General features: G+C 60.5%; 20 protein-coding genes. 12 read left to right on the top strand and 8 right to left on the bottom strand.

All coding sequences use genetic code 11. The annotated features are described in order from the left end of the window. Window positions 1-2: 2 nt before the first annotated feature. The 6 genes from BRPE64_RS27605 to BRPE64_RS27580 are packed head-to-tail and all read left to right on the top strand — an operon-like array spanning window position 3 to window position 4,628. Window positions 3-503: a hotdog family protein gene (locus BRPE64_RS27605; RefSeq protein ID WP_051180587.1), complete on the top strand. Its 501-nt coding sequence runs from the start codon at window positions 3-5 to the stop codon at window positions 501-503. After that, on the top strand, window positions 500-1,225 hold the full coding sequence (locus BRPE64_RS27600; RefSeq protein WP_016348269.1) for a 3-ketoacyl-ACP reductase FabG2: 726 nt from the start codon (window positions 500-502) through the stop codon (window positions 1,223-1,225). Before BRPE64_RS27605 ends, BRPE64_RS27600 begins: the two co-directional genes overlap by 4 nt. Then, complete coding sequence (locus BRPE64_RS27595; RefSeq protein WP_044043447.1) at window positions 1,225-2,451, top strand: beta-ketoacyl-ACP synthase; 1,227 nt, start codon at window positions 1,225-1,227, stop codon at window positions 2,449-2,451. The genes BRPE64_RS27600 and BRPE64_RS27595 overlap by 1 nt, the downstream gene beginning before the upstream one ends. Continuing rightward, complete coding sequence (locus BRPE64_RS27590; RefSeq protein WP_044043445.1) at window positions 2,448-3,683, top strand: beta-ketoacyl-[acyl-carrier-protein] synthase family protein; 1,236 nt, start codon at window positions 2,448-2,450, stop codon at window positions 3,681-3,683. Before BRPE64_RS27595 ends, BRPE64_RS27590 begins: the two co-directional genes overlap by 4 nt. A gap of 59 nt (window positions 3,684-3,742) precedes the next feature. Further along, the gene (locus tag BRPE64_RS27585; RefSeq protein ID WP_016348266.1) at window positions 3,743-4,168 is read left to right on the top strand and encodes a hypothetical protein; all 426 of its coding nucleotides are present in this window, start codon (window positions 3,743-3,745) and stop codon (window positions 4,166-4,168) included. 25 nt (window positions 4,169-4,193) lie between these two features. Beyond that, window positions 4,194-4,628 carry an excinuclease ATPase subunit gene (locus BRPE64_RS27580; RefSeq protein ID WP_016348265.1) on the top strand — a complete coding sequence of 145 codons (435 nt, stop codon included), beginning with the start codon at window positions 4,194-4,196 and terminating at the stop codon, window positions 4,626-4,628. Between the two features lie 48 nt (window positions 4,629-4,676). Here the strand turns inward: BRPE64_RS27580 and BRPE64_RS27575 are convergent, their stop codons facing one another. Beyond that, a complete protein-coding gene (locus tag BRPE64_RS27575) occupies window positions 4,677-5,417 on the bottom strand; it encodes a class I SAM-dependent methyltransferase (RefSeq protein WP_016348264.1) in 741 nt (246 codons plus the stop codon). 137 nt (window positions 5,418-5,554) lie between these two features. On the opposite strand from BRPE64_RS27575, the gene BRPE64_RS27570 reads away from it, so the two are divergent. After that, window positions 5,555-6,802, top strand: coding sequence for an NAD(P)/FAD-dependent oxidoreductase (locus BRPE64_RS27570; protein WP_016348263.1), 1,248 nt, complete (start codon window positions 5,555-5,557; stop codon window positions 6,800-6,802). Window positions 6,803-6,865: 63 nt separating this feature from the next. On the opposite strand, the gene BRPE64_RS27565 is transcribed toward BRPE64_RS27570, so the two are convergent. After that, complete coding sequence (locus tag BRPE64_RS27565) at window positions 6,866-8,560, bottom strand: PDDEXK-like family protein (RefSeq protein WP_232519309.1); 1,695 nt, start codon at window positions 8,558-8,560, stop codon at window positions 6,866-6,868. On the opposite strand from BRPE64_RS27565, the gene BRPE64_RS27560 reads away from it, so the two are divergent. Continuing rightward, entirely contained in the window at window positions 8,553-10,028 is a 1,476-nt protein-coding gene (locus BRPE64_RS27560; protein ID WP_016348261.1) for an ISNCY family transposase, read from the top strand. The genes BRPE64_RS27565 and BRPE64_RS27560 overlap by 8 nt on opposite strands. Window positions 10,029-10,201: 173 nt before the next feature. Here the strand turns inward: BRPE64_RS27560 and BRPE64_RS27555 are convergent, their stop codons facing one another. The 3 genes from BRPE64_RS27555 to BRPE64_RS27545 all read right to left on the bottom strand — a co-directional run bounded on the left by BRPE64_RS27555 (window position 10,202) and on the right by BRPE64_RS27545 (window position 12,700). Further along, window positions 10,202-10,588, bottom strand: coding sequence for a response regulator transcription factor (locus BRPE64_RS27555; RefSeq protein ID WP_016348260.1), 387 nt, complete (start codon window positions 10,586-10,588; stop codon window positions 10,202-10,204). Window positions 10,589-10,727: 139 nt separating this feature from the next. Continuing rightward, a complete protein-coding gene (locus tag BRPE64_RS27550; RefSeq protein ID WP_016348259.1) occupies window positions 10,728-11,372 on the bottom strand; it encodes a response regulator transcription factor in 645 nt (214 codons plus the stop codon). Next, complete coding sequence (locus BRPE64_RS27545; RefSeq protein ID WP_016348258.1) at window positions 11,369-12,700, bottom strand: two-component system sensor histidine kinase NtrB; 1,332 nt, start codon at window positions 12,698-12,700, stop codon at window positions 11,369-11,371. Before BRPE64_RS27545 ends, BRPE64_RS27550 begins: the two co-directional genes overlap by 4 nt. 600 nt (window positions 12,701-13,300) lie before the next feature. Between BRPE64_RS27545 and BRPE64_RS27540 the strand changes: the two genes are divergently transcribed. The 4 genes from BRPE64_RS27540 to BRPE64_RS27525 are packed head-to-tail and all read left to right on the top strand — an operon-like array spanning window position 13,301 to window position 16,205. Continuing rightward, the gene (locus tag BRPE64_RS27540; RefSeq protein ID WP_016348257.1) at window positions 13,301-13,597 is read left to right on the top strand and encodes a hypothetical protein; all 297 of its coding nucleotides are present in this window, start codon (window positions 13,301-13,303) and stop codon (window positions 13,595-13,597) included. A 48-nt stretch (window positions 13,598-13,645) separates the two neighbouring features. Further along, complete coding sequence (locus BRPE64_RS27535) at window positions 13,646-14,530, top strand: DUF2092 domain-containing protein (RefSeq protein ID WP_016348256.1); 885 nt, start codon at window positions 13,646-13,648, stop codon at window positions 14,528-14,530. 11 nt (window positions 14,531-14,541) lie between these two features. Next, window positions 14,542-15,294 (top strand): hypothetical protein, encoded by a 753-nt coding sequence (locus BRPE64_RS27530; protein ID WP_016348255.1) that lies wholly within the window; start codon window positions 14,542-14,544, stop codon window positions 15,292-15,294. Then, a complete protein-coding gene (locus BRPE64_RS27525) occupies window positions 15,291-16,205 on the top strand; it encodes a lipid A biosynthesis lauroyl acyltransferase (protein WP_084675867.1) in 915 nt (304 codons plus the stop codon). The genes BRPE64_RS27530 and BRPE64_RS27525 overlap by 4 nt, the downstream gene beginning before the upstream one ends. Window positions 16,206-16,366: 161 nt before the next feature. On the opposite strand, the gene BRPE64_RS27520 is transcribed toward BRPE64_RS27525, so the two are convergent. Genes BRPE64_RS27520 through BRPE64_RS27510 form a run of 3 tightly spaced genes read right to left on the bottom strand, consistent with a single transcriptional unit; the run spans window position 16,367 to window position 20,004 of the window. Next, entirely contained in the window at window positions 16,367-17,392 is a 1,026-nt protein-coding gene (locus BRPE64_RS27520) for a histone deacetylase family protein (RefSeq protein ID WP_044043771.1), read from the bottom strand. Window positions 17,393-17,402: 10 nt separating this feature from the next. Then, window positions 17,403-18,659 (bottom strand): Zn-dependent hydrolase, encoded by a 1,257-nt coding sequence (locus tag BRPE64_RS27515; protein WP_016348252.1) that lies wholly within the window; start codon window positions 18,657-18,659, stop codon window positions 17,403-17,405. A gap of 34 nt (window positions 18,660-18,693) precedes the next feature. Then, complete coding sequence (locus BRPE64_RS27510) at window positions 18,694-20,004, bottom strand: MFS transporter (protein WP_044043443.1); 1,311 nt, start codon at window positions 20,002-20,004, stop codon at window positions 18,694-18,696. Window positions 20,005-20,049 lie beyond the last annotated feature (45 nt).

Genomic DNA, 20,049 nt, shown 5'->3' with positions numbered 1-20,049 from the left:
CGATGAACAGCACGACAGACGCGACGGTCATCGTCGAGAGTCACATCACCATTCCGCCGATCGACGCGATCATTCCTCATCGCGGCACGATGTTGCTGCTCGATGCCGTCTTGTCATGCAGCGACGACATGCTGACCGCGAGCGCCACCGTGCGTCCCGACGCGTGGTACGCGGACGCGCACGGGGCGATGCCCGCGTGGATCGGCATCGAGCTGATGGCGCAAGGCGTGGCGGCGCACGTCTCGCTTTGCGCGCTGCGCGCGGGTGGCGTCGCGCGGCCCGGCGTGCTGCTCGGCACGCGGAGTTATCAAGCGCATGTGAGTACGTTCGCGCGCGACGCGCAACTGACCATCGGCGTGCGCGAAGTCCTGCGCAGCGACGAAGGCCACGGCGCTTACGAATGCATCATCGAACATGACGGCGAGCGTTGGGCCGATGCCGTCATCAAAGTGTTTCAGCCACATGATTTCCAGACGTTCATCGAAGGGAGTGTGAACGCATGAGCCGTCGAGTTCTCGTAACGGGCGCGAGCCGCGGCATTGGCCGCGCGATCGCATATCAACTGGCCGCCGACGGCTTCGCCGTCTCCGTGCATTGCCGCACGGGCCGTGCCGAAGCCGAGGCGGTCACCGCCGGCATCGCGGCGCAGGGCGGTTCGGCGCGCGTCATCCAGTTCGACGTGCGCGATCGTGCCGCGTGCAGCGCGGCGCTCGAAGCCGATGTCGCCGCGCACGGTCCGTATTACGGCATCGTATGCAGCGCGGGCGTGACGCGTGACGCCGCGTTCCCCGCGCTGAGCGGCGAAGACTGGGACGTCGTGATCGAAACCGGTCTCGACGCGTTCTACAACGTGATCCATCCGCTGACCATGCCGATGGTCCGCGCAAAACAGGGCGGCCGCATTGTGACGATTGCATCGGTGTCGGGCGTGATGGGCAATCGCGGGCAGGTGAATTACAGCGCCGCGAAGGCCGGACTGATCGGCGCGACAAAGGCGCTCGCCGTCGAACTGGCATCGCGCAGCATCACGGCCAACTGCGTCGCGCCCGGGCTGATCGAAACGGGCATGCTCGCCGACGCGCCCGTCGAACATGCACTGAAAACCGTGCCGATGAATCGTGTCGGCCAGCCGAACGAAGTGGCCGCGGTCGTGGGCTTTCTGATGTCGGATGCGGCTTCTTATGTGACGCGCCAGGTGATCGGCGTGAACGGCGGGATGATCTGATGAAACGAGTCGTCGTTACAGGCATGGGCGGCGTCACGGCGCTGGGCGATTGCTGGAGCGAAGTCGAAATCGCGCTGAAGGCCGGTCGCAACGCGGTGCGCCGCATCGCCGAATGGGATTTCTTCGAAGCGTTGCACACGCGTCTTGCATGTCCGCTGCCCGCGTTCGAGCAGCCCGCCGCGTGGCCGCGCAAGAAGACGCGTTCGATGGGCCTCGTCTCGATGTACGCGGTGCGCGCGAGCGAACTCGCACTCGCCGATGCGGGCCTCGCCGGAGATGCATCGATCAGCGACGGCCGCATGGGCGTGGCTTATGGTTCATCGTCGGGATCGGTCGAGCCGATTCGCGCGTTCGGCACAATGCTCAACACCGGCTCGATGACCGACGTCACATCGAACAGCTACGTGCAGATGATGCCGCACACGACCGCCGTCAACGTGAGCCTGTTCTGGGATCTGAAGGGCCGCGTCATTCCGGCGTCGTCGGCGTGCGCGTCGGGCAGTCAGGCGATCGGCTTCGCGTATGAGACCATCGCGACGGGCAAGCAGACGATGATGCTCGCGGGCGGCGCGGAAGAACTGTCGGGGCCGGCCGTCGCTGTGTTCGACACGCTCTATGCAACGAGCACGCGCAACGACGAACCGCAGCTCACGCCGCGTCCGTTCGACGCGAAGCGCGATGGCCTCGTCGTCGGCGAAGGCGCAGCGACGCTGGTGCTCGAAGAGTATGAACACGCGAAAGCGCGCGGCGCGACGATTCACGCGGAGATCGTTGGCTTCGGTTGCAATTCGGATGGCGCGCATATCACGCAGCCGACCGCGAGCACGATGGCGCGCGCGATGCAGCTCGCACTCGACGATGCGCGGCTTCAACCGCAGGCAATCGCCTACGTGAACGCGCATGGCACATCCACGGACCGCGGCGATCTCGCGGAAAGCCAGGCCACTGCGCAAACCTTCGGCGAGCGCATGCCGATCAGTTCGCTCAAGAGCTACATCGGGCACACGCTCGGCGCATGCGGCGCGATCGAGGCGTGGTGGACCATCGAAATGATGAAGCGCAACTGGTTTGCGCCGACACTCAATCTCACGGATATCGATCCCGCTTGCGCGCCGCTCGACTACATCCGCCACGAAGCGCGCGAAATCGATGCCGAATACGCGATGAGCAACAACTTCGCGTTCGGCGGCATCAATACGTCGCTGATTTTCCGGCGCGTGCGATGAGTCGGACGCGGGTCATGCAGCGCGTCGTCGTGACGGGCATGGGCATCGTTTCGTGTCTCGGCAATTCGCTCGACGCGGTGAGCCATGCGTTGCGCGAAGGCCGCAGCGGCATCACGCGGATCGACGCGTGGCGCGAGCGCGGTTTTCATTCGCAGGTTGCGGCAGTGGCATCGGTCGCTGACGAACCACCGTTCGAGCGCAAGCTGGAGCGCTTCATGGGCGACACCGCGCGCTTCGCGTGTCACGCGGCGCGCAAAGCAATCGACGACGCGATGCTCGATGACGCCACGCTGCGCTCGCCGAAGACAGGCGCGGTGATCGGCTCCGGTGTCGGCGCGATGGCGGAGTACGACGTGGCGATCGCCACGGTGCAGGCGCACGGCATCGACAGAACGCCGCCGTACACGGTGCCGCGCGCGATGAGCAGCACGGCGTCGGCGAACGTCGTGCAGACCTTCGGCATCGAGGGTGTCGCGTACTCGCCTTCATCGGCGTGCACGACGTCGGCGCTTGCAATCGGGCAGGCGATGCAGCTCATCCAGACGGGACGGCAACACGTCGTGCTCGCGGGCGGCAGCGAGGCGCTGCACGACAACATGACACTGATGTTCGATGCGATGCATGCGTTGTCGCGCGGCTTCAACGACACGCCGTCGCGCGCCTCGCGTCCATACGATACTGCCCGTGATGGCTTCGTGATCGGCTCCGGCGCGGGCGTGCTGGTGCTCGAATCGCTGGATCATGCACGTGCGCGCGGTGCACGCATCTATGCGGAACTGACGGGCTTTGGCGAAAGCACGGATGGCGCGGGCATGGTCACGCCGCACAGCAACGGCATCGCGCGCGCACTTCGCATGGCGCTCGATGAAGCGGGCGGCGTCGATGAATGGCCCGAGTACATCAACACGCAAGCGCCTTCCACGCCGCTCGGCGACGCAGAGGAACTGCACGCGTTGCGCGACGTATTTGGAACCCGCGTGCCGCCGTTTTCGTCGACGAAAGGCATGACAGGGCATCCGCTCGGAGCATGCGGCGCGCACGAGGCGATCTACACGTTGCTGATGATGCGCGATGGTTTTATCGCAGGCACACGGCGCGTCGATTCGACGGACCCGGTCGTGCGCGATATGCCGCTCGTACAGACCACACGCGACGGGCGCATCGACCGTGCGATGTCGGTGTCGTTCGGATTCGGGGGAAGTTGCGCGGCGCTGATGTTCGCAAGAGTTTGACCGTTGTCCGTCGGCGCGGTTACGGGCGTGATTCGATAAACAATGCGAGTGACCACAAAATGAAGAAGAAGATCGTAGTGGGACTGATAGCGAGCATCGTGCTTTTGCAAGCCGGATGCACAACCCAAATCCGCACGCTGCCGATGCCCGCCGATGTGCAAACGCAAAGCAAGCAGGGCGTCGCGTTGTATTTCGGCGATGAGCCGCACGCGAGCGTGAAGAAGCTGATCGAAACGAAGGAAGTGCGCGTGCGTCTCCCGCGCGATATGAATGGTCAGGACGTGACGTGCAACATGGCACTAAACCAGGCGCTCAAGCAATTGCGCGACTACGCAAGCGCGCGTCAGGCGAACGCCGTCGTCAATGTGACGACGCGCTTCCAGCGCACGGAAACGTCGTCACACAAGGAGTTCACGTGCGGTGCGAGCAACAACGGATCGACGCTCGCCGTGCGCGGTGATATCGCCCAGCTCGCTAACGAATAAACACACGTTCAAGGGGATCGACATCATGAAGCTTCAAATGATCTGCGCGGCGCTTTGCGCGTGCCTACTGTCGTCGCATGCGTTCGCGCGCGATACGGTCGAGAACTATTCTGTCGAGTCCGCGCTCAAGAGCGAAGGCGGCAAGGTGGATCAGGACATCCCGCTTTATTTCGCGGGTCAGAAGCATCCGGGCGTGATCAAGTCGCTTGGCGAATTTGCAACCAACAAGAAGACCAACGCATTCGGCAAGAGCGATGAGGCGGCGTGCCAGCACGTGTTCTTGTCGGCGGTGCTTGAATTGCAGGAGCGCGCGCGCAAGGAAGGCGGCAATGCCGTGATCAACATCAAGAGCAATTACCGGAACTCCGAGCGCGAAAGCGCGACCGAGTTCACCTGCGGCGCAGGTGCGTTGATCGCGGGCGTAGCGTTGAAGGGCGAAGTAGTGACGCTGAAGAAGTAGGGCAGGAGAGACGCAGCGCACGTTTGACCGGTGCGCTGCGTCGTTCGATCAAAGCGTCTTGACAGCCGCGACATTGACGAGCGTCTCGCGCCGCTTGCCCGGTTTCGGCGTATAGAGGCCGATGCGCTCCAGCAGTCCGAAGTCTTTCGCGCGGCTCCACCACAGGTAAGGCAGCGAAACGTTGCGCGATTCGAAGCTGAACCCGCTTTCGCGAATCATCTCGAGATAGCCGTCCGCGCTCTTTTGCACATGCATCGGATGGCGGAACAGCAGACGGATGACCCATGACTTGATGTAAGCATCCGTCGATTCGGCGAACAGCAGCACGCCGCCGGGTTTGAGCACGCGGCGGAACTCGGCGAGCGCGCGTTCCTGCTCGACGAGATGATGGAACGTCTGATGGCAGAAGACGATATCGGCACTCGCATCGCCGAGCGGCAAACTGGCGCAGTCGCCGTGCAGCACTTCGATGCGCGTTGCGGCCGTGTCGGGATTGTCTTTGCAAATGCGCGCGGCTTGAGCGGCGAGTTCGAGCGAAGGCTTGTGAAAATCGATGCCGACGATATGTCGCGGCGCAAACGCTTTCGCCAGCAGACGAAACGAAATACCCTGGCCGCAGCCGACGTCGACGATAGTGGGCCGCTCGGGCAGTGGCCCGTCGATCAGGCGCTTGAGGTCGTTGATGGCGACACGCAAAACGTGGTGTTCCCACGTATGCGTGCGCAGAAACCAGACGCCGAACGCCGTCTCGGAAACGAACGGTACGCTGGATGATGCGGTGTTCTGCACAATTGAATCCGGTAAAGAAGTAAGTGTTGAATCTTTGGTACGGGGATGCACGATTGTAATCGCTGATGCGTTGCTTAAGCGTTGTTAAAGCGTCGCATTTGCCCTACGCTTTGCAGCCCCAATGATGAGAAATAGCAATGAATAAAGAAACTTCGATGAACGCATCGGTCGATGTCGCCATCATCGGTGCGGGCCCTTCGGGCGCGGTTGCAGCGGCGCTGCTACGCAAAGCAGGGCATTCGGTGCTGGTGCTCGAACGGCAGCACTTTCCGCGCTTTTCAATCGGCGAAAGTCTGTTGCCGCAGAGCATGGCGTACCTCGAAGAGGCGGGTATGTTGCAGGACGTTGTCGAAGCGGGCTTTCAGTTCAAGAACGGCGCGCACTTCGTCTATCGCGATCAAGCCTCGGCCTACGATTTCCGCGACAAGCATTCGGAAGGATGGGGCACGACGTATCAAGTCGAGCGCGCGGTATTCGACGACATCCTCATCCGGCGCGCGGCGAAGCAGGGCGCTGAAGTGCGCTTCGGCCATGCGGTGCTCGACATGCAAACGGGTGATGCGCCCGTGCTCGAAGTCGCCGACGAAGCCGGCACGCGTTATCGAGTGAATGCGCGCTTCGTGCTCGATGCAAGCGGTTTCGGCCGCGTGTTGCCGCGTCTCTTGAATCTCGAAGCGCCCACGCGCATGCCGACGCGCGCCGCGATCTTCACACACGTGCGTGACGGGATTCCCGTTGGCGTGCACGATCGCAACAAGATCACGGTCGCGGTGCATCCGGAGCATCGCGACGTGTGGTACTGGATGATTCCTTTGGCGAACGGGCGCTCGTCTGTCGGATGCGTCGCGGAAGCTGCTGTGCTCGATGTACCGGAAGCGGAACGCGAAGCGAAGCTGCGCTCGTTGATTCGGAGCGAGCCGACGTTGAATCGCCTGATCGGCGATGCGCCATTTCTGATGCCCGTGCGACATATCGGCGGCTATTCGGCGAACGTCGAGCGATTGCATGGCCCCGGTTACGCGCTGCTCGGCAATGCAGGCGAGTTTCTCGATCCCGTGTTCTCTTCGGGCGTAACGATCGCATTTCGATCCGCGCATCTTGCAGTGGAAACGCTGAAACGTCAGTTGAACGGCGAGGCCGTGGACTGGCAGGCGCAATACGACCGGCCGCTGCGCAAGGGTATCGATACGTTTCGCGCGTTCGTCGAGAACTGGTACACGGGCAAGCTGCAAGACATCATCTTCGCGCGCGACCAGGTACCGCAGATTCGACGCATGATCAGCGCCGTGCTGGCCGGATATGCGTGGGATGAAACGAATCCTTACGTCGTCGAACCGGTGCGGCGATTGAACACGTTGCATGAAGTGTGCACGCAACGCGGGTGACATCTAATCTTTAATGGCCTGATGACTCGTCGCAAACTTTGCCGGCAAGTGAGCGACGGGAAATCATCTGGTAAAAATTTCGTTTTCTGTTTGTGATCGGTGAAGCAGGGCGGCGCTTTCTTTTAGCACGTGTTCGAGGAGCGCGATCATGACGAACTTCGAGCGGCTGTCTTCAAATCTCGACAGATTCTCTATTTCCTCGTCAAGACGAACAGTCCAGGAAATGAGGCCTGGAAACACTCCGTTTATCGCCGCATGCTGCTTGAATTCGAAGATCTGCGCGTTATGAACAAGCTTGAATTCGTCGATGGGTCTCTTACCATCGAAGCCCATGTCGCCTGAATCGCCGAGCCGAAGCGGCAGCAAGCCGATGTGAAGATTCCTGGCGCCGAATAACACTGCCAGCGCGATCGGACCGAACGACGATCTCGTCAAAAAGCGCCAGAATCTGCCTTTATTTTTCGCGTCTCTGTTGCCGCGTTCAAGAAAGAATCTCCGCGCGTGATGTGGCGCGAACTGGAAAGGCTCGAGGTCCTCGCTCTCTGCGGCGTCAATTGGAATCAAGTGATCACGAGCGACGCGGTCGAGCAGTTCACGCAATCCGGCTTCGAACATGTCGGTCAACCATTTCGCCTTTAGCGAGGAGACCTGGCGGGCAATCTCGAAGGCATGACGGATACGCGTGGGACTGTCCAGTTCAGCCGAATCTTCCAGCAAAAAATCTTCAAGGTTCATCACGCGGCTCTTATGCGTTTTAGTCACTCGTTCGACGACGAGACGATACTCCATGAATGCATTGCGCAAGTTGTCAACGTGACGCACCCGTTCGAGACACGTAGAAATCCACGACTGAATGTGATCGCGATAATGCGCGTTTGCATATCGAGCTACTTTGCGCTGCTCTTTGTCGACGACGAATGATCCGTCGCTCGACGCGCTTAACTCGTAGGGCTGTAGGCTCACGTGAGTGGGCGTCCGCCGCCCGTTCGAGAGGTAGACAAACAGGATGTGGTCCGACGACGCCGGCATCTCGCGCTCGTTGCACCATGCCCTTACCGAATCGATATAGCGGCTCACTTGTCCTGGCTGATCGATCGCGTTCAGCTTGTTTTCGATGAGAACGTGACGCTCGCCGTCTGTGAGGTAGAGGTCGATGTAGTCGTGTTCGCGAAAAACGCGGACCTTTGACCAGTCAAGCCAGTCTGCATAGCCAAGCGTTGCCATGAACGCTTGGCCGAAAGCACCGTTTTGAAAATGGGCCCCGTCAGGATTGAGCATCGAAAACAGGAAGCGCGAGTGCAGGCGTACTTCATCGCTGATTTGCAGGACGGCGGCCAGGAGACTGTAATCGTTCAGGCCGCGCTGCTTTTGTTCTTTCCGACGCTGGTCGAAGTTTTTGAAATGCTCGAAAAACTCGGCCCACGCTGCGTCGGTGGATGCTGCGCTTACGATGTTTGGATCAGGCATGAGCAGCGGTTGGCGGGATTTTGATTGTGCGGGATTATTACATTTTGCGTTGAGCGTGCGGTTGGATGTGCTTGGGGGCAATCGCTCGGTATTTGGTCGGGCGCTGGTAAGTGAGGGAATCTGGGCGTTATCGATTCTTAGCAACGATTCACGATTTAACATAATGTTAATTATCGACATCAGAGGTGTAGGTCCCAAGTTCAAATGTCGTGTTTCTGCCAAGTAGAAATGTCGCATTTTGCCGTAGGTTCGTGGCCAGACAAGCGTTTCAGGAGCGCGGGCCATGAACATGACTGGGACCATCACGATGTCGATGCGCGAACTGGACCGACTCAGAGTGATTCAGGCCGTGGCTGGGCGCCAACTCAAGCCAGGCCGTGCCGCCGAACGGCTGGGCTTGAGCGTGCGGCAGATCGAGAGGCTCGTCTTGCGTTACCGGGCAGACGGCGCGCACGGTCTGGTCTCGGGCAAGCGCGCACGCGCGAGTAATCATAGGCTGCCGGACGGCGTGGCGCAGCGTGCAGTTGCGCTGATCCGGGAGCGCTACGTCGATTTTGGTCCGACGCTGGCCTGCGAGAAGTTACGGGAATGTCACGGCATTGAACTGGCCGTCGAGACGATCCGTTCCCTGATGACGACTGCGGGCCTCTGGTTACCCCGCAAGCAGCGCCCGCCGCGGATTCACCAGCCGCGCAATCGCCGCGCGTGCCTGGGCGAATTGATCCAGATCGACGGCAGCGAGCATCGCTGGTTTGAAGACCGTGCACCACAATGCACGCTGCTGGTGTTCATCGACGACGCCACCGGGCGGCTGATGACGCTGCATTTCACCGCGACCGAGTCGACCTTCAGTTATTTCGAGGCGCTCTCGAAGTATCTGCGCGTGCATGGCAAGCCAATGGCGTTTTACAGCGACAAGGCCAGTGTCTTCTACGTCAAGAACCGCTCGAGCACGGCGGGCAAAGGTGTGACGCAGTTCGGCCGCGCCTTGTACGAACTGAACATCGATTCATTCTGCGCGAACACGAGCCAGGCCAAAGGGCGCGTGGAACGCGCCAACCTGACTTTGCAGGACCGGCTGGTCAAGGAGTTGCGTTTGCGCGGCATCAGCACCTGGGAGGCGGCTAATGCCTATGCGCCCTCCTTCATCGCTGATTTCAATCACCGCTTCGGCAAGCCGCCACGCAGCGACCATGACGCCCATCGGCCCCTGCGCGCCGACGACGATCTGACGCAACTTCTGGCCCATCGCGTCTGGCGCAAGGTGACCCATACGTTGACGGTGCAGTACGACCGAGTGATGTATCTGCTGGAAGACACGCCCGCCAACCGCCTGCTGATTCACCAGCAAGTCGAGGTGGTCGAATATCCGAATGGCAGCGTCGAAGTTCAGGCCAACGGTGAAGTGCTTTCCTGCGGCACGTACGACCGTATTGCCCGGATCGATCAGGGCGCCGAAGTCGAGAACAAGCGGCTGGCCCACGCACTCGAAGCTGCACGACTCCTGCAGGCCAAACGCGATGATCGTCGTGCCTCCGATGCACCGTCACGCACGCATCGCGGTGAACAGGTTCAAGCCAAGAAGGCACTTGAAGGACTGAAGAAGCAACGCGCACTGGACATCGCGGATATGAACGAAGCCATTCTCGAAGTCAGCGCCAAAGCATTGCGGGAACGGGGGGCGGCTGCGCCGCCCCAACCCCGAAATCCGAACGCAAGCAAGCAAATCATCCGTTCGAAACGCGACATCTGTATTTAGCTGCAACCCCGACATTTGAACTTAGCGGCAACAAGAGGTTGTAGTGGCTAAGTTGTAATGTCCGCTTTTAGCTTGAAACTCTTCCTTCTTATCGATTCGGTTTCCGAATTGAAATGGCCTCCTTTCTCCAACTTCATCGCATGCCGATTCCCGGTCGCGTAATACGCTTGTCGCTACGTCTCGTCGTTCATGGCAATGGCGGCCCGCACGGCCTTGATCAGCACTTCGTCGTTGAATGGCTTCGTCAAGTAGCCTGCCGCGCCTTTGGCGAACGCTTCTTGCCGGATCGCGGCCTGATCGTGCGCCGTGATGAAAATCACGGGGACGCCGCTGCCTTCGAGCCGCCGCTGGACCTCGAGCCCGTTCGCGCCCGGCATTTGTATGTCGAGCGCGACGCACGCTGGCCGATACGACGGAATCGATTCGAACATCTCCAGGAACTCGTCACCCGTCTTGAAGGTTTCCGAAGCAACCCCGGCGGAACGTAAAAGTCGCTTGATCGCGCGGCGCACCGATTCCTCGTCATCCACTATGGCTACGAACGGCTTGACCTGGATCATGGCGAGCGTTTCCCCCGGAGACATCGCGGTGCGCGGTCGCACTGGATTCTGGGTACAGGCTAGGGCAAATCGGAAGTGGCTGCTATGGGACCGTGGACTTATGCCGCCGAAGGCGAACGCGTCGCGCAGCTCGAGCGCTTCAGTGCGCGAGCGCGTGCTTCAACATATGCAGGACGTTCGCCTTATTGAGGATTCGCACGAGCTCGGCGAGCGAATGCGTCTCCATCTTCTCCAGAACTCGACCGCGATGGACCTTGATGGTCTTGACCGCTGTCCCGAGTTCACAGGCGACCTGCTTGTTGACGCGGCCTTCTGCAAGTAGAGAAAGCACTTCGCGCTCACGCGGCGTGAGCCGGCTCAGGCGATTGAGGATGATGTCTGCCTCGACGCGATGCGCGCGCACCTCGGAGGCATGCAGCAAGGCTGCCTCGATTGCGACGAAGAGATCGGCCTCTCCAACCGGCTTGGTCAGAAAATCCATGGCGCCGGCCTTCATTGCGTTGACCGTCATCGCGATGTCGCCGTGAGCGGTGACGAAGATAATCGGCAGAGTCACGCCGGTCGCATTCAACTGGCGCTGCAATGCGAGCCCATTGAGGTCGGGTAACTGGACATCCAGAACGAGGCAGGCTTCGGCGTCCATCGACGAAGGTCGATCCAGAAACGCTCGCGCCGACGCATATCCTTCGACGCGATATCCTGCGGAACGAATCAGGCGCGTCAAGGCACGGCGCACGCTTTCGTCGTCATCGACCACGAACACGATCGGCGGATGATCGCTCATGGCTGATTGCGCAATTGCAGGGCCGCCGCGGATGCAACGGGCAACGTGAAATAAAAGGCCGCACCGCCTTGCGGATTGCTTTGCGCCCAGATACGCCCGCCATGCATCTCGACGATCGAGCGGCTGATGGAAAGCCCAAGGCCAAGCCCGTCACGCTTCGACGTAAAGAACGGCACGAAGAGCTTATCCATCATGTTGTCTTCGAGACCGGTTCCACGGTCGATCACCGCGACACGCAGGAGGGCCTTGGTATCGAGCGTGGCGTCGATGATCACTTCGCGAATTTGCTGACCTTCGCGGTCCATTGCATCGAACGCGTTGAGCATGAGGTTGAGCACGACCTGCTGCAACTGCACTCTGTCGCCGAACACCGGCGGCAAGTCTGGCGCGATATTGACGAACACGCGTATGCCACGCACGATCGCGTCGCTATGCAGCAGGAGCACGACATCCCCAACCACGCCCGAAAGATCGAGTGGCGCAGCTTCAAGTTCGCCCTTCTTGACGAGCGCGCGAATACGGCGAATGACTTCGCTCGCACGCTGATTGTCATCGACGAGGTCCACGAGAATCTCGCGCACTTCGTCGAGATCGATCGGCTGCGCATTCAAAAATCGCTGCGCTGCCTGCACGTTGCTCAAGATTGCCGTGAGCGGTTGATTGAGTTCATGCGCCAGCGAGCCAGCCAGCTCTCCCAGCGTGGAGATGCGCGTCAGATGGGCAAGTTCCTGCCGATGACGCTGAAGCTCGTATCGTTCGGTGCGGTCGATCACCACGGTCAGCGTCGGCGCGTGCTGCTCCGACGAAAGGCGATTGACCGTGATTTCCGCTGGAAACTGCGTGCCGTCCTTTCGTCGCGCCACGAGATCGCGTGCGCCGCCCACCGAGGGATCAGGCAGCCGAAAGCGATTGTCCGCCAGCGTCGCTTCGACGTCGTACGCAAGTCCCGGTATCAGCGTGTTGACGGATTCACCGAGTAACTCGATCTGACTGTAACCAAAGAGTTTCTGAGCGCCCATGTTCGCGGCGAGAATCTCGTTGTCGGGATTGGACGTGAGTATCGCGAATGGCAGCAGTTCCAGCGCGCATTTGAACTGATCATTGTCGAGGTCTTGCAGCGGACCACCCTGCTCCCCGGAGCCGTTCGACTTGACCTCCTGCAGCTCTTGCAACTCTGGCAACTCTTGCGCAGGACGCGCTTTCGAGCGCGTTTCGTTGATCGAGAACAGTACCCTGAAAGGCCAGGGTGTAGTGCTGCGACGCTGACGTGAAGACACCGTGTCCGGCTTCGTCGCGGCAATGATCACGTTAGGAGATACGGTCGTCATATAACGGACTCCTGTTAGGCATCCAAATGAATCGTTCACGTATCCGATGTCGGCTGCCACAAGCTCGCCGATGGAAACTGAATTGAAGGCCGTCAGTTGGACTGTGAGCTGCGTCGCGACAAACGTCACGTCAACCCTTTATCGCAGTGCGTTAGGAGCGCTTCCAGGAAGCATTAGGTTGTAGACGATGCCGCTCTCAGACGGATGTTTCTGTTCTGCCGCGTAATCATTACCTGTTTTCGGGCTCAATCTGGCCGGGCGGCACTGTATTCCAGCAAAGACTACGCTGGCCGTTAATAACGGTAAAGGGAAATATCAGTCCTTCATGCGTGTACGTTCGTTAGCGAGCACAACGGACATGTCAATAGGAACGGGGGGCCATGGAGTAAACATCGACGCGTCTTCGAGGTTCGAATTATCGGCTTTGCAAGCATTTTTTATCAGCGCACGCAGAAGATATTTGCGTGACAGGCGTAGGCCCTAGGTCCCATATCGGTGGGTGCGATGCTCGCATACGCTTCTCATTGAAGCGCACCTTGCTCTCAAATTCGATCGAGTCAAGACAGATAACGAATCGCACTACAAAGGCGAGGCAGTCCCATGAGCAAGCGTCTTCCGTGGCTTGGAATGGTTCCGATGCTTTTGTTTCCGTGTATCGCGCTCGCTCAGTTTCCGGTCGTGGACAGAGTGGCCGGCGATATCGTGCAGAAGTATCAGGGTTCGTCTTGCGAACAGTTGTGGCAGGAACGGGCGCAGAAGTCAGGAAGACCGAAACCCGAGCGAGAGCAACAAGCCATACAACTGCTGCGCGACGATCCGCAAATGCGTGCCGAATTCATCAACCGCGTGGCGGCGCCGATCGCCAACAAGCTGTTCGAATGCGGCATGATCCCTTAGCCGTTGACGGCTTGAGTCGTTGAACCGCATCAGCTTCTCGAGGCCGCGATGACATATCAGGCATCAGCACGGCGCATCGCTGTTCTCGCGTGCAGTCTGTTCGTATGCACGGGCGGTTATGCGCAGCAAACCAAACCGGCCACGCATCAAGCCAAGGCTGCAGCGAAGCACCACTTCACCCCAGCCGCGCCTGATTTTCAGGCCGGGCTCGAACCGAAGGCAATCGACATTCTGAAATCCGCGTGCGCTCGCCTCGCTGCCGCAAGGTCGATGTCGTTCAGAGCGGTCGTCTCGTATGAGAGTCCGAGCCGCCTCGGCCCGCCGCTCGTCTATTCGACGAACTCGCTGGTCACGATGCAGCGGCCCGACAAGCTCAAGGTCGTGACGCTCGCAGATGGTCCGCCGTCCGACTTCTATTACGACGGCAAGACCATGACGGCCTATGCGCCGACGGAGAAGCTGGTTGCCGTCACCAGTGCGCCGCCTACCATCGACGCCGCGCTTGCGGCCGCGTTCACGACCGGCGCGATCTATTTTCCGTTCACGGATGTGATCGTCGCCGATCCGTACAAGGACATCGCCGATGGCTTGAAGATCGCGTTCTATATCGGCCAGTCGAGCGTGGTCGGCGCAACGACGACCGACATGGTGGCGTATGTCACGGGCGACGTATTCGTGCAGATATGGATCGGCACGGAAGACAAGCTGCCGCGCCGCATCTACGCCGTCTATCTCGACGATCCCGCGCGCTTGCGCCACGTGCTCGAGTTGTCCGAATGGTCGCTCGACGTCACCGTGGCGCAGGATGCCTTCACGTTCACCAACACCGCAGGCGCGGCACACATTGCGTTCGCACGTCCGGATGCGCCGGTTGCCGTCGATGCGCCCGGAATGAAACCTCCGCCCGGCAGAAAGATAAGCGCGGCTCAGTGAGGAGAGACGTAATGAAAGTTTTGGTTGTCCGTCTGCTGGGCTTGCTCGTCACCGTGTGCGCATGCGGATCCGTTCACGCATGGTCTCACGCCAACGCCTATGGCGGAAGCACATATCACGCGGAAGGCTCGGGCTCCACCACGCGTAGCGGCGCCTACGGCAACAGCGAAACCCATACGTATGGACAAGGGACGACCGCGTCGGGTCGATATGGCGGAAGCGCGTCGCATCAGGAAGGCTCCGGACAGACCACGGCGACCGGCGCCTATGGCGCCAACGCGACCCACACTTACGGCCAGGGCACGAGCGCGACGAATGCATACGGTGGCTCGGCCTATCACGCGACGGGTTCCAGCTATACGAGTTACACGAACACGTCGGGCGCGAGCGGCTATCACAGCGCGTACTATCGCGCGCCCGTTCCTGCCTATCATCCGCCGACGGTCGTGAACAACTACGGCTCCGGCTGCTACAACTGCGGCGGCTGGAACACGGCAGGCGCCGCTGCGGCCGGCGCGGTGGTCGGCGTCGCGGCGGGCGTGGCCGTTGCATCGGCGAACAACTCGGTGGCCACGGCGAATGCATACAACGCCGGCGTCGCGGCAGGCACGTCCTACGCCATGGGAAATGTATACCCTACACTTCCTGCCGGCTGCTTCCGACCGAGCAACGTCAACGGCACCTACTATGTATGCGGAAATAGCTGGCTCGCGCCGGCATATGGAGCAAACGGTGTTTATTACCGGGTGGTACCTGCCCCATGAAAGCCGATTCTCTTCCTCATTCCCGAGAACAGATTTCAGAACGCTTGGGCATTTCGCCAGTCGCGCTCTTGCTCCGGGCGCTCTCGATGCTTCCATACGGATGGGTTGCCCGATTCGGCAGCGCACTCGGCGGGGCGCTCTTTGAGATCCCGAGCCGCCGCAAGCACATCGTTCTCGTCAATCTGCGTCTTTGCTTTCCCGGCAAATCCGAAGCGCATTATCAGGCACTCGCCAAAAATCACTTTCGTCACGTAATCCGCAGCTATCTCGAACGCGGCATCCAGTGGTACGGCAGCGCGAACTTGATACGCTCTATCGTCGAGATCGACAGCGAGATCGATCTCGACGATGAAAACGCCCCGCCGACCATTTTCATGGGCTTTCACTTCGTCGCCATTGAAATTGGCTGCATGCTTTATTCGACAAACTCCCCAGTGGCCGCGCTTTACACTCGCATGTCGAACACGCGCATGTGCGCGCTGGCCAAGCGTCAGCGCAGCCGGTTTGGCGCTGAGTTAATCGAGCGGTCGACGAGCGCGAGAAAGGTGGTCGCGCTGCTTCGCTCGGGCACGCCGGTCATGCTGGCCGCCGATTTGGATCACGGTATCAATAACTCCGTTTTCGTTCCCTTCTTCGGAATACCGGCTTGTACGCTGACGTCAATACCGCGGCTGGCAAGGCTCGGGGGAGCACGGGTCGTTCCGTTCGTGACGGAAGTTCTGCCGAACTTTCGCGGCTACAAGTTAAAAGTCTTCATGCCGCTTGACGATTTCCCTTCCGGAAACGACGCGGACGACGCCCGTCGCATGAACTTGTTCCTGGAGGATCAGATCGTGAGAATTCCAGACCAATACTATTGGGTGCATCGACGCTTCAAGCATCGTCCAGAGGGCATGAGTGGTGTCTATTAATCGTGTCCATTGGAACCCTTCCTAAGCCGGAAAAACTGCATCGATGGTTGATGTGATTTAAACAAGGCGACGGTCCGACACGTTCGAATCGACATTGGACGGCGCATGCTCCCGGCCGGCCCCCGTTCGATCTGGACAAGCGCTACGCCCTCAGCCGACCATCACCCACGCCTGCTCGCAAACCCCTCAAAAAACGCCCGCGCATTCGCATCAAGACTTTCAAGGTGATATCCGCCTTCCTGCACGATCACCGAAGGCAACCGCAACGCACCGACAGCATCACCAAGCCGTCCAAACCCCTCTGTCGTCACCGCGACCTGCGCCTGCGGATCATCCTTATAGATATCGAAGCCCAACGCTAACACCAGCGCATCGGGCTCGAAACGCTTCAGCACGCCAAGCGCGTCATCGAGCTTCTCGAAGAACACCGCCTCCGACGATCCATGCGGCATCGGTAAATTGCAGTTGAAGCCAGCACCGTTTCCTGCGCCTCGCTCATCTTCATAACCGGCCACGACAGGATAAAAGTTCGTCGGATCACCGTGGATCGAGATGTAGAGCACATCGTCGCGTCCATAGAAAATTTCCTGAACGCCTTGACCGTGATGCATGTCGGTATCGAGAATCGCGACGCGCCCGTACTTGCCCCTCAACGCCTGCGCCGCAATAGCCGCGTTGTTGAGATAACAGAACCCGCCCGCTGCATCCGCGCGCGCATGATGTCCGGGCGGACGGCACAACGCATAAGTCTCGCGCGCGCCATCGTTGACAGCCGATACCGCCGCCAGCGCGCTCTGCGCCGACCAATAAGCCGAACGCCACGTATTCGCGCCCACCGGACAACTTCCATCTGCCAGATATCGCGCCGCCTTCGCCAGAATCCCGCGCAACGGATTCGGATCGCGCACATAGATATTCGACATGACTTCATCGCCCCAGTCATCGGGCATCTTCTTCCATTCGCGATGCCCTTCCTCGAGGAAGCGCAGATAGTCCGTATCGTGCACAGCGGTGATGCCACTCATGCCAAGGTCTTTCGGCTCGATGACATCGAAGTCCATCGACTTCACCGCCGCGACGAGCCGCGCCGCGCGTTCGGGCACTTCCTGCGGCGCGCGCATCTGGCCACGCGAGAGATAGCTGCGCGGATGATGCAGCAGTTGTTCGGGGTGAAAGAATGTTTTCATCGTGAGTCCCTTATTGCGCATTCTCGGTAACGGCAACGCCCGCGCGCGCGAGCACCGCATGCAACAGCACATTCGCGCCGCGCGTGACATCTTCAGGTAACGCGTCTTCGGCTTCGTTGTGCGAAAGCCCGTCGACGCATGGAATGAAGACCATCGCCGTCGGGCAATAGCGCGCGAGATGAATCGCATCGTGACCCGCGCCGCTGACGATGCGTTCGTTCGAGTAACCGAGCGCATCGACCGCATCGGCGACCAGTGCGACGCAGCCCGCATCGAAAGGCGTCGCGGGACTACGCCAGTACGTTTCGATCGTAACCTGCACGCCACGCGCGTCGGCCACGCGTGCGAAAGCTTCGCGCAGATCGCGCTCCATCGCATCGATTTCGTTGTCGTCGTGATGACGCAGATCGACAGTGAACGTCACGCATCCCGCGATCGTATTGCGCGATGCATTCGCGATGCCAACCTGTCCGATCGTCACCAGCCCGCGCGGTGCATAAGCTTCGACGATACGTTCCAGTTCGCCCGCCATCTGCGCCGCCGCGAAAAACGCGTCCTTGCGATACGGCATCGGCGTCGTACCCGCATGCGCGGCAACGCCGGTTACGGTCACATCGAGCCAGCGGATCGCCTGGCCGCCCGTCACTACGCCGATGGTCGTGCCGTTCGCTTCGAGCACCGGACCTTGCTCGATATGCGCCTCGAAGTACGCATCCACGGCCTGTCCCGTCACCGCACGCGAGCCGCGATAGCCGCTTTGCGCCAATGCATCGGCGAGCGTGACGCCGTCCGCATCTTTCTTGGCCAGCGCTTCGTGCATCGATGTCACGCCGGTGAATACCGCCGAGCCCAGCATCGCCGGCGTGAAGCGCGCGCCCTCTTCATTCGTCCACGACACGATCTCGATCGGCTTCTCCGTCGCGATGTCCGCATCGTTCAATGCATGCACGAGTTCGAGCGCGGCAAGCACGCCATACACGCCATCGAAGCGCCCGCCTTCGGGCTGTGTGTCGAGATGGCTGCCGATCAATACCGGTGCCGCATCGCGGCGCATGCCTTCACGTCGTGCAAACAGATTGCCGATTTCATCGACGCTCACGGTCATGCCCGCATCGCGACACCATTGCGCGAACAGATCGCGGCCGCGCGCGTCTTCGTCCGTGAGCGCCAAGCGTCGCACGCCGCCTTTTTGCGTCGCGCCGATCTTCGCCATGTCCATCAGGCTTTGCCAAAGGCGCGCGCCATCGATTTGCAACAGGTCTTTCATGTGTCTGATCCGGTCTTCAGTGTTTGATTTCGCTTCACATCGCGCCGACGGATTCGGCGTGTTCCGCATGCGTCGCGCGACGCGCATCGAGCGCCACGATGCACAGCAGCGAGATGCCCGCGAGACACGTATAGAACACGGCAAGCGGCCACCATTGCCCCGTATAACGATGTGCAAGCCAGGTCCCAACGAGCGGCGTCAAACCGCCCGCAATCGCGCCGCACACCTGATACGCGAGCGAGATGCCCGAGTAGCGCACGCGCACCGGAAACACGCCGCTCACGAAGCCCGCGATCACCGAATAGAAGCTCGCCATGCAGATCACCGCGATCGCAATGCCGATCACCATCGGCACGGCCGCGCCGCTTTGCACGAGCATGAACATCGGATACGGCGAGATCATCGCGAGCAGTGCCGCGCACTTCAGAAAGCGCGCTCCGCCCATGCGTTCCGCGAGCCATGCGGCCAGCGGTTGCGCAATAAACTGGATGATGGCGACGGCGAACAGGCAATCGAGAATCAGCGAGCGCGACACGCCGACATATTGCGTCGTGTAAGCGATCATGAACGTGTTCGTGAAGTACACGCCCGCAATGCCGATCGTATTCGCGCCGATGCACAGCAGCACGAGACCCCACGACGATTGCAACACCTCGGCGATCGGCAGCTTGGCCGTGCGCTTCGATTCCTTCACTCGCTCGAACTCCGGCGATTCGTTCACGCCAAGACGAATCACGATGCCGACGATCAACAGCACCGCGCTCGCGAGAAACGGCACACGCCAGCCCCACGACATGAAATCGGCCTTGTCCATCGACGTGACCGCGCGAAACGCAATCAGCGACAGGATCAGCCCGGCCGGACTGCCCAGTTGCGCGAACGATGCGAAAAACGTGCGACGGCCTTGCGGCGCATGTTCGCCCGCCATCAGCACGGCACCGCCCCACTCGCCGCCCACCGCGATACCTTGCACCACGCGCAGCAGCACGAGCAGCACCGGCGCGAGCATGCCGACCTTCGAATACTCCGGCAGCAAGCCAACGCCGACGGTCGCTGCGCCCATCATCATCAGCGTGGTCATCAGCGCTTTCTTTCGGCCAATTCTGTCGCCCAGATGGCCGAACACGATGCCGCCCAACGGCCGCGCGAAGAAGCCCACGGCAAACGTCGCGAACGACGCCATCGTGCTGACGAAGCGATCGCTCGACGGAAAGTAAAGCTCGCCGAAAACGAGCGCCGCGGCGGTCGCGTAGATATAGAAGTCGTACCACTCGATCATCGTGCCGATGAATGCCGCGGTCGCGGCGCGTCCCGGCTGACGAGTGTTGACGATGGCTTGGCTCATGCGGTCTCCGATGCACGTCTCGTGCGCTGTCTCTCGATACGTGTC

Source organism: Caballeronia insecticola (genome assembly GCF_000402035.1).
Taxonomy (GTDB): Bacteria; Pseudomonadota; Gammaproteobacteria; order Burkholderiales; family Burkholderiaceae; genus Caballeronia; species Caballeronia insecticola.
This window is presented reverse-complemented; position numbering and strand designations above follow the sequence as displayed.